Genomic DNA, 15,121 nt, shown 5'->3' on the forward strand with positions numbered 1-15,121 from the left:
TTCTATCAACTGGAATTTAAATATCATTTTGGAATTAGCTTAAGTGGACGTTTGCGCCGCGCCCAGCTGTTGCCTGAGCAACAGTTGATAAGCAAGGTGATTAAAAAACAATAAGTTACGGTGCTTGTTCGCGTCTCTTCGACCTGATTTCCCGAACTTTGCTGTATGGCACAAAGCCTGCAATCAACCCTGAACGCTTCATAAAGGCACTCTTCAATGAGCGTCCCACTTGTCATTTCAGGAGTTTCAGTGCCTACCGTTATCCGCCTGCCGCGCCGCTTGAAACAGCGGGCGCCGCGATGAATTTCGATGTCGATTTTGTTCTCACTACTTTGCCTGCATTCATCGCCGCCGTCGGTGTCACGCTGCAGGTCGGTCTGATCGCCATTGGCACCTCGTTGTGTGTCGCGCTGATCAACGCCGCCATTGCCGTGTTTCAAGTACCCGTGCTGCGTTCGCTGGTGCGGTTGTATGTCGAACTGGCGCGCAACACGCCGCTGTTGATTCAGCTGTTTTTCATCTACTTCGCGCTGCCGAGTATCGGTATCCGGATTTCCGGGTTCGCCTCGGCGATCATCGCGATGACCTTTCTGGGTGGCGCGTATCTGACCGAGATTGTGCGGGCGGGGGTCGAGGCGGTGCCGAAGGCGCAGATCGAATCCGGCCTGTCGATCGGGCTGTCTCGCTGGCAGTTGCTGCGCCACGTGATACTGCCCCAGGCGGGGATTCTCAGCCTGCCAGCGCTGTTCGCCAACTTCGTGTTTCTGCTCAAGGAGACCACCGTGGTGTCGGCCGTGGCGGTGCCGGAGATTCTCTACACCACCAAGAATTACATCGCGCTTTATTACAAGACCTACGAAATGCTCGCAGTGATGACCGGGCTCTGTGTACTGCTGTTCGTGCCGCTTTCGCTGTTGTTGCGCCTCGTCGAAAGGAGGCTCCAGCATGGCCAGTTCGGGTCTTGAATTGTTATGGGTGTCCGCGCCGCAGCTGCTGACCGGTATCGGCCGCACGCTGGGCATTTCGGCGCTGGCCATCGTGTTCAGCAGCGTCGGGGGGGTGGCTTACGGCATTCTGCGCAACCTCGGGATTCGTTGGCTGGACCGCGTGCTGCTGGTGTACCTGGAAGCCTTCCGGGCGATTCCGGTGCTGGTCTGGCTCTATCTGTTCTTTTTCGCATTGCCGATTTTCCTGGGCTGGAGCATTTCCGGCTTCTGGTGCGCGGTGCTGGTGTTGTCGTTGTGGGGCATCAGTGAGACCGGCGAGGTGGTGCGTGGCGCCTTGCTGTCCATTCCTCGTGGTCAGCGCGAAGCGGGGCTTGCCATCGGTCTCGGATTGCCGGGGCTGTATGGACGGGTGTTGTTGCCTCAGGCGTTGCGTCGCATGACGCCGCCGATGATCAACGTGTTCACCCGGCTGATCAAGACCAGCTCCTTGGCGGTGCTGATCGGCGTGGTCGACGTGATCAAGATCGGCCAGCAGATCATCGAACGCACCTACGAGTCGGTGCTGATCTACGGCTTTCTGTTCCTGTTTTTCTTTTTCGTCTGCTATCCGTTGTCGGCCGCTTCACGTGTGCTCGAGCGACGCTGGAGTCACTCATGAGTGCATTGATAGAACTGTCCGGTTTCAGTAAACGTTTTGGCGACGTGCCGGTGTTGCAGGACGTCGACCTGAGCGTGCGCGAAGGCGAAGTGGTGGTGATTCTGGGGCCCAGTGGCTGCGGCAAAAGTACCCTGTTGCGTTGTCTCAATGGCCTGGAATCCGGTCATGCCGGGCATTACCGCTTCGCCGGCCGAGAGCTTGCGCCGAACACCGACTGGCGTCAGGTGCGTCAGCAGATCGGCATGGTGTTCCAGAGTTATCACCTGTTCCCGCACATGAGTGTGCTGGACAACATTCTGCTTGGCCCGGTGAACGTGCAGAAGCGCCCGAGGGCCAAGGCACGACAGCAGGCCGAGACGCTTCTTGCCCGTGTTGGTTTGCTGGACAAGCGTGATGCCTTTCCTCGCCAGTTGTCCGGCGGCCAGCAACAGCGCATCGCGATTGTCCGGGCGCTGTGCATGAACCCGAAAGTCATGCTCTTTGACGAAGTCACTGCCGCCCTCGACCCGGAAATGGTCAAGGAAGTGCTGGAGGTCATCCTCGATCTGGCGCGCAGCGGCATGACGCTGTTGATCGTCACCCATGAAATGGCCTTTGCCCGTGCGGTGGCGGACCGGATCCTCTTTATGGACGGCGGCCGTATCGTCGAGCAGGCCGCTCCCGAAACCTTCTTCAGCTCCCCGCAGACCGCACGCGCGCAGCAGTTTCTGGAGAAATTCTCCTACGTAGAAAACATGCCAAAAAGGAACGCATCGTGATGTTTAAAACTGCCCTGGTTTACCCGCTGCTCGCGCTCGGATTGTTGTCCGTTATCACCACTGCGGCCCACGCCGATAGCTATGTCGACAAGATCAAGGCCCGTGACAAATTGATCGTCGGCGTCTTCAGCGACAAGCCGCCGTTCGGTTTCGTCAACGAGAAGGGTGATTACGTCGGCTTCGACACCGATCTGGGTCGGCGCTTCGCCAAGGACTTGCTGGGCGACGAGAACAAGATCGAGTTCGTGGTGGTCGAGCCCGCCAGCCGTATTCCGTTTCTGCAGAGCGACAAGGTCGACCTGATCCTGGCCAACATGACCGTGACCCCGGAACGCGCGCAAGTGGTGGACTTCACCCACCCCAACCTGCGTGTTGCGGTGCAGGCGCTGGTGCCTGAAAAGAGTGACGTGAAGAGCCTGGACGACCTGGCGAAGAAGACCACCATCGTCACCACTGGCACCACCGCCGACATCTGGCTGACCAAGAACCATCCTGACTGGAAGCTGCTCAAATTCGAGAAGAACTCCGAATCGCTGCAGGCGCTGGCCAACGGCCGTGGCGATGCCTACGCGCAGGACAATCTGGTGCTGTTCAGCTGGGCCAGGCAGAACCCGGGCTACCGTGTGCTGGCGCAGAAACTGGGCGACGAAGCGCCGATCGCCCCGGCGGTGAAGAAGGGCAACGTCGAACTGCGCGACTGGGTCAATGGTGAGCTGGCGAGCCTGGGCAAAGAGAAATACCTGCTCAAGCTGTACGACCAATACGTTCGCGATCAACTGGCAGCAGGCACTGATCCGGCAGCGGTGATTGTCGAAGGCGGCGCCTGGAAGCCGTAAGGCACCTGAGTGCTGGCTGCCTGAGCGTCAGGCAGCCAGTGCGCCGTCTCGTCAGCGCTGCTCCACAAGGTTCAAAAAGCGCCGGGTGCGTTCGTTGTCCGGATTGATCAGGATCTGTTCCGGCGTGCCATCGGCCACCACCTTGCCTGCCTCCATGAACAGCACACGCTCGGCGATGTCTTGTGCGAACTTCATTTCGTGGGTGACCAGTAGCATGGTCATTTGCTGTTCATGGGCAATGGCACGAATGACGGCGAGCACTTCGCCGACCAGCTCAGGGTCCAGTGCCGACGTCACCTCGTCGAACAGCATCACTTGTGGGCGCATGGCAAGGGCGCGGGCGATCGCCACGCGTTGCTGCTGTCCGCCGGACAATTGCGCAGGGTAAGCGTCAGCCTTGTGACCCATGCCGACCAACCCCAGATATTGCCCGGCGCGCTCGACGGCTTCTTCACGGCTGAGCTTCAGAACCCGCATAGGCGCTTCGGTGATGTTTTCCTGCACGGTGAGGTGCGGGAACAGGTTGAACTGCTGGAACACCATGCCCACCCGATGCACCACAGGTGCTTTGCTCGCCCACGGCAAGCGCCAGCCAGAGGTGCGCGCGGGTACCGGTGAACCTGCCACTTCGATGTGGCCTTGCTGATAGGTTTCCAGGCCCTTGATCAAACGCAGGACAGTGGATTTGCCCGACCCACTGGGACCGATCAGCGCAACCTTCTGGCCCCGGGGGATGCTCAGATCCAGATGATCGATGACCCGGTTGGCGCCAAACTGCTTCACCACCTTATTGAGCACAATCTGTGGTGATGCGAGGGAGAGGCCGTGTGTGAGATCAGACATGACTGCGCCTTTCGAAATACTTGAACAGCAGGGAAGTGGGCACGCTGATCGCCAGGAACATCAGCGCCATCACCGTGTAGGGCTCGTTGTAGCGGTAGGTCATGCCGGCGATCTGCTTGGCCGCCTGAAACAGCTCGGGGATGGTGATCACCGCCAGCAGCGGCGTCTCCTTGAACATGCCGATCAGGTAGTTGCCGAGCACCGGCAGCATCGGTTTCAACGCCTGGGGCAGCACGATGCGTTGCCACGTGGTGCTGGCGTCGAAGTCCAGCGCCCTGGCGGCTTCCCATTGACCGGGGGGCACGTCTTCTATTGCACCGCGAAAGGCTTCGGCGATGTAGGCGCCGTAGTAAAGACCCAGGCCGATGACCCCGGTGGAGATCGCCGGCAGGGTAATTCCCGCCAACGGAAAGGCAAAAAACAGCACGTACAGCTGGACCATCAGCGGCGTGTTGCGGAAGAAACTCAGATAGCCGCTGCTCAGGCGCCGGATCGGGGCGAGCGATGAGCGTTGCGCCACCGCCAGCAGCAGGCCCATCACTACCGCCAGCAGAAAGCCCAGCACCACCACTTGCACCGTGACCAACAGCCCTTGAAACAACTCGGGAACGATTGACCAGGCGAAGGCGTAATCGAAATTCATGAGGCCACCCCCTGACGCCAGGACGTGACGCGTTTTTCGTAGCGTTTGACCAGCCAGCTCAGTGGCCAGGCCATGGCGAAATAACACACCAGTACGATGCTCCAGATCAGCGTCTGCTGGCCGAGGGTGGTGATGAGCTGCCCGCCGGAAAACGTCAGGTCGCTCAAGGTGATCAATGACACCAACGAGGTAGTCTTCAGCAGCTCGACCAACTGATTACCCATGGGCGGCAGCATGAAGGGCAGCGCCTGGGGCAACACGATGCGGCGAAAGGCAGTGATCGAACCGAAGTCCAGCGCACGTAACGCATCGCGTTGACCGCGGCTGACGTTATTCAGCGCCGAGCGGACGATTTCCGAACCGTACGCGGAAAACGTCAGGCCAAGGCCCAGTACTCCGGTGGTCATTGGCGACAGGCTGATGCCGAACAACGGCAGGATGAAAAACAGGTAAAACAGCAGCACCAGTGCCGAGATTCCGCGCAGGATTTCGACATAAACCGTGGCGATCCAGCGCAGCAGGCGCCAGGGCGATAGACGCATGAGGGCGATGACGAACGACATCACGACCACGATCAGCTGAGCAAAAAACGTGATCTGCAAGGTGACCAGTGCGCCGTGGGCCAACTGGCGTGCGATAAAACGTGCCGTTTCCACGACAGAGGGATCGATGAACATGGCCGTACTCGTATGGGCTGAGGCCTTTATCGGGGCAAGACTTTAGCCCGCAGCGCTGGTGATAACGCTGCGAGCCGACAGGGTTTAGCGGTTGCAGCGCTGCTCGGCAGTGATATCCGCCGGTGGCAGTTCGTTCTCGGTGTAGCCGTACTTCTGCAGGATCTTCAACAGCTCGCCGGAAGCCCGCAGTTTGGCCAGCTCCTGGTTGAAGGCCTGAGTGAATTCAGGGTCGTTTTTCGGCAGGCCATAGGCGTGGTAGTTCCAGGTCGGTTTGCCTTCGGCGTCCGGGATCTGGTCGAACGGCAGGGCGCGTTCGATGGTCGGGCTATTGGCCTTCTTCACCAGGCTGATGATCTCCGCGTCCGGGAAATACACCACGTCGACGCGATCAGCCTCAAGGGCGGCCAGCGCTTCGGTGTCCTTGTCGAACAGCACGACGTTGCCGGTGGCGATACCGCTGTCCTTGGCTTCCTGCACCTGGTTGCTGCCCGGCTGAGTCGCCAGACGCGCCTTGCCGTTGGCCGCGACGTCTTTGAGGCTATGCAGCTTCAGCGGGTTGCCGGCCTTGACGATAAACGCGCCGCCGGAGCGGGTGACCGGGTTGGAATAACCGATCACTTTGCAACGCGCCGGATTGATGAACAGCCCGGCACCGATCAGATCGAAACGCCCGGCCGCAAGCCCCGGCACCAGCGAGCCGAATTCGGTGATGGGCGTTTCGATTTTGCTGATGCCCAGGTTTTTCAGAATCGCCTGAAGGATCTCGACGTTGGCGCCGACGGTTTTGCCTTGGGTGTCGATGTAGGCGTAAGGCTGTTCGTTGGCAATCCCGGCGGTCAGGCCTTGGGTACGGCCCTTTTCCAGCAGTCCGGCTATCGCGGACGACGCAAACAGCGCGTTCAACAGCACGGCGGATCCGAGTAAAGCTGACAGCGATAGAGGTTTAATGCCTTTCATGAATGATGCTCAACGTAGTGGCTGGATGATTTTGGGGGAATGGGTATTGACGTTCAGGGCTTCCAGATCCCGACATCCTTGGCATCGACCGCTTTGGGCAACAGACCTGCAGCGAAGAAGGCGTCAGCGATTTTCTGCTGTTCGCCCAGCTGATCCGCCTTGACCGCCTCGACCTGGTAGCTGCGATGGGCGTTGGCCGACTCGACGGTTTCCACATCGAGATTGCCCCACAGCGGACCGAGTACTGCGGCAGCATCCCGCGGGTTTTTCTTGATCCAGGCACCGGCCTGCTGCAGTTGCTGATAAACCAGTTTCAACACTTCAGGGTGCGCATTGGCGTAGGCGGTGCTGGTCAGGTAGTAGCGTTTGTAACTGGCCAGGCCCGCGCCATCAGTGAGCGTGCGTGTCGGCAGTTGGCGCTGAACGCTGGTGAGGAAGGGTTCCCAGGTCACCCACGCATCCACCTTGCCGTTCTCGAACGCGGCACGGCCGTCGGCAGGCGTGAGGTAAGCGGGCTGGATGTCGGCGAAGGTCAGACCGGCCTTGTTCAGCGCGGCAATCAAAAGGTAGTGAGTGCCTGCCGCTTTGGTCACGGCGATCTTCTTGCCTTTCAGATCGCTCAGCTGCTGAATCGGTGAGTCCTTGGCAACTACGATGGCCTGAGCGCTGGGGGAGGGTGACTCCTCGGCGAAGTAGGTGAGTTTGGCCTGCGCCGCCTGAGCGAAGATCGGCACGGTGTCGGCCACGTCAGCACTGACGTCGACATTGCCGATGTTCAGCGCTTCCAGCAGTGGCAGCCCGCTTGGAAATTCATGCCAGCTGATGTCGATGTTGTCTTTGCCCAAGGCCTGTTCCAGGGTGCCCTGCGCCTTCAGCAAAGTGATGAGTGTCGAGGATTTCTGATAGCCGATGCGCACTGTTTCACGGGCCTGCGCAGGAATGGCGAGGGTGCAGGCGAGGGCGATTGCCAGGCCTGCGAGCAATGGACGGCGACGGGGCTGTGCCGGGCTTTTACAGGAGTTGGGCATCTTGGGCTCTCGATCAAGGATGAACAGGCGCTGGCGCGAAGCCATCGATCATAGAGTTCTAAAAAATATTATTTAAATACCTTATGGTTATTAGCTTATGCGAGATGAGGGAGGGTAATTGCCGTCTTGCCAGCAGGACGCGTCGGACGCATGATCGCGAGGCGTTGAGCCTTCAAGGCAGATTTCGGAGCGAGACGACATACGTTAGATAGACGTGACAGAGGGCGAATCCGGCCATGGTCGACCGAGCAAGGAACTTTGGATACTGCACGCAGGAGCTTGTGTGAGAGCACAAGCTTTTCGGCAGGTTGTGTGACGCTCGGACTCTGTTCAATGGAATGCAGCAACAGAAAAAGGAAACCTTGTTCCATGACGGAAACTGTTTTTGATTCATCGCAGGCTTTCACACCTTTCGATCTGGCTGGTGATGCTGCTGGCGCGCCAGTGGTCATCAATCCTGATGACTACCTGGAAGCAGAATTCGGCCGCGAGTTCACCCCTGAGCGCAGCCGCCAGGCATGGGCGCAGGCCTATGAGCGTCTGAGCGCCGAACTGGCACAGCCCAAGGATGGCGTTCATGTCTATCTGGTGATGGGCGTGCAGGGCGCAGGCAAGTCTCGCTGGGTGTCGGAGAACCTTGACAGGCTGGGCCCGCGTGCGGTCGTGTTCGATGCAGCGTTGCCTGCGCGGCGCCATCGGGAAAGGTTGCTTGAGATTACCCGCGCCCATGGCGTGCCGGTCATTGCAATTTTCGTCAAGGCTGCCCTTGATCTGGCGTTGTCGCGCAATGCCAGCCGCAGCGCGGACAAGAGGGTGCCTGAGGACGCTGTGAGGAGCGTATTCGGCATGCTTGAAGCCCCGGTCATCGAGGAGGGGTTTGTCCGGGTGCAGGAAGTCTACCCTGGAGCCAGTCTGCCCGATGTTCTGGAAACCGCACGTCTGAGATTGGTCCCGCCCAAGGTCGAGCTGGCGCAGAAGCTGGCAGATGCGCTGAACGCCAGCTATGAGCTGCATCGGGATTTTCTGGAGTGGAGCAAGCCTCACTGGACCCTGGAAGACACGCAACTAAGCCTGCATCAGGCGGCGCAGGACTTCGAGACCGCCGTGGACGAGAAAAGGTATTTCGTCCTCGAACGCAGCCACAGCGCGGAGCTGGTGGGCTGTATCGGATTGACGCCGAGAACCGAGCAACCTCAGGGTTTCGAGATCGGCTATTGGGCCAGCCAGCGGCATGCCGGAAAAGGCCTGATGACCGAAGCGTTGACCGCGCTGGTGTCGCAACTGGGTGGGCATGCGCTGTATTTGACGGTGTCGTCTGCAAACATTCCCAGTCAACGACTGGCTGAGGCGGCCGGATTCGTGCGCACTGAAACCGTCCCGCAGGCGCGTGTTTCAGGGCGTCACGGGCTCTGCGATACCGTTGTCTATCGTCGTGCCGCGAGATGATCGGTCGTTACACATCACCAACTTTCAACCAGCACTTCCCTGTGGGAGCGAATTGATTCGCGAAAAATCGTTCAGGCGCAGAGTGCCCGGCACCGTGCCGACGCATTCATGAGCAAGCTCCCTCCAACAGCCGCTCAATCGTCAGCACGCCGGTAGTACGTCAACGACTAGCCGCAACAATCAACATCATCGGCCGATGGACCTCATCTTCCAGCGCCGGCCGCGCAGCGAGGTCCTCGGTTGAAGGCCCCCACTCATTGATGTGATCCAGGGTGAAACCGCTGGCGATCAGCAGGTTCAGCAGTGTCCCGAGGGTGCGGTGGTGTTTGATCACACCCTCGCTCAGCCAGTTTGTGCTGCGCGGGCCTTCGTTCTGGTAGTGGTCGACCGGCCACGACTTGCGACCCTCGGCGTTGATGATCCAGTCGGGGTGCAGAGAGGCCATGAAGATCGGGTGTTCGATTGAGAACACCAGTTTGCCGCCGGGAATCAGCGTGTCGTGGAGGGCGTTCAAAAGCTTGCCCAGATTCGGGATGTAGTGGAAGGCGAGGGAGCTGTAGGCGAGGGTGAAGCTGGCAGCGGGCAGCTCAAGTTGTTCAAGGTCGGCGAGTCGGTAGTCGATGCGGGAGTCCTGGCCGTCGGCGACCGCACGCTCCAGCATCTTCAGTGAGACGTCCAGCCCGAGCACGCTTTGCGCACCCTGCTCGACGGCCCAGCGGCAGAACCAGCCGTAGCCGCAGCCAAGGTCGACGACTTTCTGGCCGTTCAGGTCAGGCAGCAGCGCGCGCAACGCCGGCCACTCGGGGGCGCCGGCCAGCCCTTCGATCGAGCGCGGCAACTGGCTGTAGCCCGCGAAAAAATCAGGGCTGTCATAGATATTCTGGGTCACGGGTTTTCCCTCTTGTCGTGATTCATGTGCGCTGCCATAAACGACAAACAGGGCCATCGAGGCCCTGTTGTCGGTTGGCGGGATCAGTCCCTAATAGCGGAATTCTACGCCGACATAGGCGCCGATGCCGTCGCCAGGATACAACGATGCGGTGTCCTGACCGGCTGCGTTGTAGATCGGCTGGACGGCGGTCACGTATTTTTTGTTCGCCAGGTTTTTCAGGTCCAGCGATACCTTCCAGTCCTTCTTCGGTGTTTCGTAGCCCACGTTGGCGCCGAAAATGGTGTAGGAGGGCGCGTAGAAGGTGTTGGCGTAATCCACGGCGGTACGCGAGGCGGACTGCACGTTGACCCCGGTGTAGAAGCCCTGAGGATGCTGGTATTGAACCTCGCCCTGGTAGATATGTTTCGGGATGCCTGGCAACTGGTTGTCGCCGAAGGTCGGGTCGTGGCGGTAGTAGAAGTCGTTGTAGGTGTAGACCTGGCGCCACGTGACCTTTTCGCCGGATTCGTTCTCCCACAGGCGGGTGTTCAGGCCAGCCTCGATGCCCTGGTGAATGGTCGGCGTGGCGTTGAAGGCCCCGGTGACCGCTGCGGCGGTCGCGGTGGGTGCGACGATCTGCACGTTGAGCAACTCGTCGCGAATCCATGAGCGGTAGATCGCCAGGCTGCCATCGAAAATGCCCGACGCGCCTTTCACGCCGATTTCCACGGTGTTGGCTTTCTGCTCGACCAGCGGGCGCACGTACGGCGTGGTCGGTCCGGAGCCTGAATATTCCCACGATGCCGGTGGATCGATGGAGCGGCTGAAGTTGGCGAAGGCCTGGAATTCTGGAGTGAACTCGTAGCGAACGCCGATACGCGGCGCCAGACTCCAGTTGTCGTAGGTCACGTCGGTAGGGTAGGACGTGGTATTGGGCAGCAGCGATTCCTTCACATCGGCATGGCGACGCACATTGATTGCCGATACGCCGCTGGTCAGCCACAGGCCGTCGATCAGTTCCAGATCGTTGCCGAACGAGAACACATGGTCGAACGAGGAGCCGTAGTCGACGAACTTGCGGGTCTGCTTGTTGGCGAAGGTGGAGTTGACCTCGCCCTTGAGGTGTTCGGTTGAAGTGAACGCCAGACTGGTGCGGCTTTCGTGGTCGAACAGTTTGTCGGTGCGGTCATAGCCCAGCACGAAACTCAGGTCATGCCAGTCCCAGTAACTCGGGTTGCTCGGGCTGTTCGGGCTGTTGTTATGGGCGTACTCGTAGTAGGAAAAGCCGACCGAGAGCCTGGAGTCATCGTCGAAGGTGTAGGTGGTCTTGCTGCCGGCCCAGACGCTGCCAGGGCGGCGACTGCCAGCACCGCTGGTGGCCGCCGTGTCGCTGGCGTCGCGGGTGTGGTGCTTGACGGCGTCGAGGGTGGTGGGGCTCGGGTCGTTGTGGTACTCGTCGCGGTAACGCAGCATCAACTGGGTTTCCAGCTTGGGGCTGAATTTGTAGCCGAAGTTGGCGACCACGCCCTGGCTCTTGGACAGGCTGTAGTCGCGATAACCGTCGCTGCGATAGTTGTCGGCGTTGAGGTAGTAATCGAAGTCACCTTCGACGCCGCCGACGCTGATGCTCTGTTTGTTGTAGCCATAGCTGCCGGTTTCGGCGCGCACACGCAGGCCCGGCGCGGTGTAGCCGGTCTGGTTGACGAAGTTGATTGCGCCGCCGAGGCTCAAGGCGCCGTACTGGAAGGCGTTGGCGCCGCGCAGGATCTCGGTGTAGTTCACCCCCGAACCGTTGAGGAATTCATAGGGCGTGCCGCCGGGCCCGGTGATGGGCAGGCCGTTGAACAGGAATTTGATGCCCTCCCGAAAGTAGCCCGGCGAGGTGTTGGCGCCCGAGCCGCGAATGGAGATCTTCGCCGCGTCGTTGCCGCCGGTGGACTGCACGAACACCCCGGGCTGATACGCCAGTGTGTCTTGCAGCGTTGCGGTCCTGCCCTTGGCAACCTGCTCGCTGTCGACAACGCTCGTGCCCCCCGGCACTTCGTCCAGTTGACTCTTGGCGGCCTCGACCGGCGTGATTTTCTGCGCCTGCACGGTTACGGTCTTCAGGCGTGGCGTGCTGGCCAGCGGGGTGTCGGGCGATTGCACGACGTCCTCGGCGTGGACTACGCCGGACCACAATAAGGCTGACCCCAATCCCACCGTCGTCAACCAGGTCGCTCGCCTGATTGCCAGTGGAAGTTTCTGTAACTCTCCCCGAAAAACTAAATGCATCAAGTTGTTCCTTAATGAATAGATAAATAGGTGTCAGCTTTCTATTCGTATAGTCATGCCTGATTCGCTCTGAGCAGTTTCTGTGCCAACGCCCGGTCACTTGAATGGGTGGGGCTTTAACGGTATTCACTATTGATGGAGTGCTTGGCGCAGTACTTTGTTTTGAACGGCTGTCTGATCCGCAACACTTGGAACTCTCACCTGCTCGAAGGCTCCGCTGTCCAAAATTCAACAGTGAAATAACAGTCTGCCAGTTCCCGGGCAAACCCGTGTTGTCATCCGGATATATGCATAGAACCCTCTGGAATCGCTCTGGCCTCAGGGGTAGATGGGCTTTGGTGAATAAGACGTTTCCCCCATGATATGCGCGAGGCTGGACAATAAAGGCGCACGCGGTGTTTGCAACAGGTCCGGGAGAAAGTTTGAAGTGGTCAGGTGAGGTTATTCCTACAGAGGCGTAACCGGTGGCATGTTCGCTGCATAGTGCTCAACCGGGCTTCACTGTTTATTTGATCACTAGTGTCTATCAAGGAAACTTCTTTGGCTGCCATCTTCAAACTTGCCGTTGTGATGTCGTTATATATGGCGATGACTGCCTGTTCGCCCGCGACAAGCCCCGAACAGGGTGCACCTCATGCCGATGGCACCGTAAACAACGGCGTTATTTCCTACCCGCCTTCGGACTTTCATGAACAGTCGCCGGGACGGCGGGGTGGGACCTTGCGTGTCTCGGCGGCATCGGATGCCGGCAGTTTCGACATCCATGCCTTGTCCAACGGCAACATTCAGTGGATGGGCCGAATCCTCTTCGATTGCCTGGTGTATCAGGACGAGCAGGGCAATATCAGCCCGTGGCTGGCCAAGTCCTGGGTGATCTCCGACGACGGCAAGACCTATACCTTTCATTTGCGCGACGACGTGACCTTCAGCGATGGCGAGAAATTCAACGCCGCCGCCTTGCAGGCCAACCTTGAGCACATGCGCGACCCGGCGACCAAATCACCGCTGGCTGCCGCGTACATCGCGCCGTATGTGGACGGCAAAGTCGTCGACGAATACACCTTCGAAGCGCACCTGCGCGAGCCCTACACGCCGTTTCTCGATGTGCTTGCACAGTCCTGGCTGGGCATGGTTTCGCCCAGGCAGATACGCGAAGCACCGAAGACCATTGCCGAGCATCCGGTGGGCAGCGGCCCATTCCTGCTGCAGAGTTACACCCGCGATCAAGGCGCAGTGTTCACTCGCCGCGCAGGCTATCACTGGGCGCCCCCGGTCACCCGGCATGTCGGTGAGGCGTATCTGGATCGCATCGAATTGAGCTATGTGCCCGAGGCGATGATCCGGTTTACGGCGCTGGAATCCGGCCAGTCGGATTTCGCCCTGGATGCCCCGGCGCAAAATGCTGCGGCGATCCGGGCCAATCCGGCGCTGGTGATGCGCAGCCGGATCCGCAAAGGCAACCCCAGCCGCAGCATGACCTTTAACGTCGAGCAGGCGCCTTTCGATGACGTGCTGGTGCGTCGCGCCGTGGCCCGGGCCATCGACCGTGACGGCCTGGCGTGGATTTCCGGGTTCGGCGAGTTCATCAGCAAGGCGGATTTCCTCGCGGCCAACACACGCTTTTATCAGCCCAATAACGACGCGCTGGCTTACAGCGTCGATGCCGCCAACGCGCTGCTGGATCAGGCCGGCTGGACCGGGCGCGACGAGCAAGGCTACCGCACCAGGGACGGCCAGCGGTTGAAAGCGACACTGCTGACCTACGACAACCCGGCGTTCCCGGCGAGCGTGTCGGTGGCGATTCAGGCGGACCTGAAAAAGGTCGGCTTCGACATGCCCATCGAGATGCTTCCGCTGACCCGCGTCACCGAGCGTCGCTACGCCGGCAAGTTCCAGGCCCTGGCAGCCGGTTATTGGCACACCAACACCCCGGATGGCCTGTTCGTGCTCTATCACAGCCAAGCGATCAGCACCGCGAAGTTGATCGGTCAGAACGCGGGGCGCTTCCGTGACGATGAACTGGACCGTGTGCTCAGCGCGGCACGCCGTTCTCGCGATCCGGTGGAGTTGCAGGCGCTGTACGCCGAAGCCCAGAAACGCCTGACCGAAACCGTTCCCGCCGTGCCTTCGGTTGAGAGTCAGGTGCTGACGGCGTACGGCAAGCAGGTCAAAGGAGTGATCTTCGACACCTCGCACAACGTGCCGTTTTTCACCAGCGTCTGGCTGGATCGGGGGCAACCATGAGTGCATTCAAACGTATTTTCCTGCGATTGCTGGCCGGTGTCGGTGTGCTGTGGGGCGCGGCGACGCTGACGTTCCTGGCGGTGAACTTCAGCGGTGGCGATACCGCGCTGGCCATCCTCGGCGGCCCGGAAGCGCTGCCGACCCCGGAGCTGCTGGCGCGGGTACGGGCTGAGTACGGCCTGGACCAGCCACTGATCGTGCAGTACGGCAACTACCTGGGTCGCCTGGCCCACGGCGACCTGGGTGAATCCTATCGTCTGCGCATCCCGGTGTTGCAGGCGATTTCCGAGCAGATTGGCGCAACCATTCAGCTGTCCATCAGTGCGGCATTGCTGGCGATTGTCCTGGCGTTGTTCTGCGCGATCCTGACGGCCAACCGTTCGCGCTGGGTGCGCTCGGTGGCGTCGGGCAGCGAGCTGGTGATTTCTTCGGCGCCGTCGTTTGTGATCGGCATCCTGCTGTTGCTGGTTTTCTCCTTCCATTGGCACTGGTTGCCGCCTTCGGGTTCGGCGGGCTGGCGCTCGCTGATATTGCCTTCGGTGGCACTGGCGTTGCCTGTCGCGGCGGTGCTCACCCAGCTGCTGCGCCAATCGCTGGAAGACACACTGGAGCAACCTTTCATTGCCATGGCGCGCGCACGCGGGCTCTCCGAAACCGCCGTGCGTCTGCGTCATGCCTTGCGCCATGCGCTGGTGCCGCTGGTGACGCTGGCCGGCTTCATCTTCGCCAGCCTTCTCGGTGGCGCGGTGGTCATCGAATTGCTGTTCGCCCGCCAGGGCATTGGCCGACTGATGCTCGACGCCACCAGCAACAAAGACGTGCCGATGGTGCTGGGCGTGACCCTGTTGGCGGCCACCGTTTACGTGGTGGTGAACCTGGCCGTCGACCTGATCAACCGCTGGATCGACCCGCGATCGGCGCAAGCGTGATGGCCGATCC

At 60.1% G+C, this 15,121-nt stretch carries 14 protein-coding genes; 7 read left to right on the forward strand and 7 right to left on the reverse strand.

Annotated features, from left to right (window positions below; genetic code table 11):
- The first annotated feature begins 299 nt into the window (after positions 1–299).
- The 4 genes from BWR59_RS26305 to BWR59_RS26320 are packed head-to-tail and all read left to right on the forward strand — an operon-like array spanning position 300 to position 3,199.
- On the forward strand, positions 300–965 hold the full coding sequence (locus BWR59_RS26305) for an amino acid ABC transporter permease (RefSeq protein ID WP_081568610.1): 666 nt from the start codon (positions 300–302) through the stop codon (positions 963–965).
- Positions 946–1,605, forward strand: a complete 660-nt coding sequence (locus BWR59_RS26310; protein WP_081568611.1) for an amino acid ABC transporter permease — start codon at positions 946–948, stop codon at positions 1,603–1,605. Before BWR59_RS26305 ends, BWR59_RS26310 begins: the two co-directional genes overlap by 20 nt.
- Entirely contained in the window at positions 1,602–2,363 is a 762-nt protein-coding gene (locus BWR59_RS26315; RefSeq protein ID WP_081568612.1) for an amino acid ABC transporter ATP-binding protein, read from the forward strand. The genes BWR59_RS26310 and BWR59_RS26315 overlap by 4 nt, the downstream gene beginning before the upstream one ends.
- Entirely contained in the window at positions 2,360–3,199 is an 840-nt protein-coding gene (locus BWR59_RS26320) for a transporter substrate-binding domain-containing protein (RefSeq protein WP_143490951.1), read from the forward strand. Before BWR59_RS26315 ends, BWR59_RS26320 begins: the two co-directional genes overlap by 4 nt.
- Positions 3,200–3,250: 51 nt before the next feature.
- Here the strand turns inward: BWR59_RS26320 and BWR59_RS26325 are convergent, their stop codons facing one another.
- From BWR59_RS26325 to BWR59_RS26345, 5 genes are all read right to left on the reverse strand, one after another.
- Positions 3,251–4,042 carry an amino acid ABC transporter ATP-binding protein gene (locus BWR59_RS26325; RefSeq protein WP_081568614.1) on the reverse strand — a complete coding sequence of 264 codons (792 nt, stop codon included), beginning with the start codon at positions 4,040–4,042 and terminating at the stop codon, positions 3,251–3,253.
- Entirely contained in the window at positions 4,035–4,685 is a 651-nt protein-coding gene (gene ehuD / locus BWR59_RS26330; protein ID WP_081568615.1) for an ectoine/hydroxyectoine ABC transporter permease subunit EhuD, read from the reverse strand. The genes BWR59_RS26325 and ehuD overlap by 8 nt, the downstream gene beginning before the upstream one ends.
- The gene (gene ehuC / locus BWR59_RS26335) at positions 4,682–5,362 is read right to left on the reverse strand and encodes an ectoine/hydroxyectoine ABC transporter permease subunit EhuC (protein WP_081568616.1); all 681 of its coding nucleotides are present in this window, start codon (positions 5,360–5,362) and stop codon (positions 4,682–4,684) included. Before ehuC ends, ehuD begins: the two co-directional genes overlap by 4 nt.
- Positions 5,363–5,446: 84 nt before the next feature.
- On the reverse strand, positions 5,447–6,319 hold the full coding sequence (ehuB, locus tag BWR59_RS26340; RefSeq protein ID WP_081568617.1) for an ectoine/hydroxyectoine ABC transporter substrate-binding protein EhuB: 873 nt from the start codon (positions 6,317–6,319) through the stop codon (positions 5,447–5,449).
- A 53-nt stretch (positions 6,320–6,372) separates the two neighbouring features.
- On the reverse strand, positions 6,373–7,347 hold the full coding sequence (locus tag BWR59_RS26345) for an aliphatic sulfonate ABC transporter substrate-binding protein (RefSeq protein WP_081568647.1): 975 nt from the start codon (positions 7,345–7,347) through the stop codon (positions 6,373–6,375).
- A 369-nt stretch (positions 7,348–7,716) separates the two neighbouring features.
- Here BWR59_RS26345 and BWR59_RS26350 point away from each other — a divergent pair, with 369 nt between their 5' ends.
- A complete protein-coding gene (locus BWR59_RS26350; RefSeq protein ID WP_081568618.1) occupies positions 7,717–8,793 on the forward strand; it encodes a GNAT family N-acetyltransferase in 1,077 nt (358 codons plus the stop codon).
- A gap of 160 nt (positions 8,794–8,953) precedes the next feature.
- On the opposite strand, the gene BWR59_RS26355 is transcribed toward BWR59_RS26350, so the two are convergent.
- Positions 8,954–9,682 (reverse strand): class I SAM-dependent methyltransferase, encoded by a 729-nt coding sequence (locus BWR59_RS26355; protein ID WP_081568619.1) that lies wholly within the window; start codon positions 9,680–9,682, stop codon positions 8,954–8,956.
- Between the two features lie 90 nt (positions 9,683–9,772).
- Positions 9,773–11,938, reverse strand: coding sequence for a TonB-dependent receptor (locus BWR59_RS26360; RefSeq protein ID WP_081568620.1), 2,166 nt, complete (start codon positions 11,936–11,938; stop codon positions 9,773–9,775).
- 540 nt (positions 11,939–12,478) lie between these two features.
- Between BWR59_RS26360 and BWR59_RS26365 the strand changes: the two genes are divergently transcribed.
- Both BWR59_RS26365 and BWR59_RS26370 read left to right on the forward strand, forming a co-directional pair.
- On the forward strand, positions 12,479–14,182 hold the full coding sequence (locus tag BWR59_RS26365; protein ID WP_143490952.1) for an ABC transporter substrate-binding protein: 1,704 nt from the start codon (positions 12,479–12,481) through the stop codon (positions 14,180–14,182).
- On the forward strand, positions 14,179–15,111 hold the full coding sequence (locus BWR59_RS26370; protein ID WP_081568621.1) for an ABC transporter permease: 933 nt from the start codon (positions 14,179–14,181) through the stop codon (positions 15,109–15,111). Before BWR59_RS26365 ends, BWR59_RS26370 begins: the two co-directional genes overlap by 4 nt.
- Positions 15,112–15,121 lie beyond the last annotated feature (10 nt).

It is taken from the genome of Pseudomonas sp. Bc-h (genome assembly GCF_002080045.1).
Taxonomy (GTDB): Bacteria; Pseudomonadota; Gammaproteobacteria; order Pseudomonadales; family Pseudomonadaceae; genus Aquipseudomonas.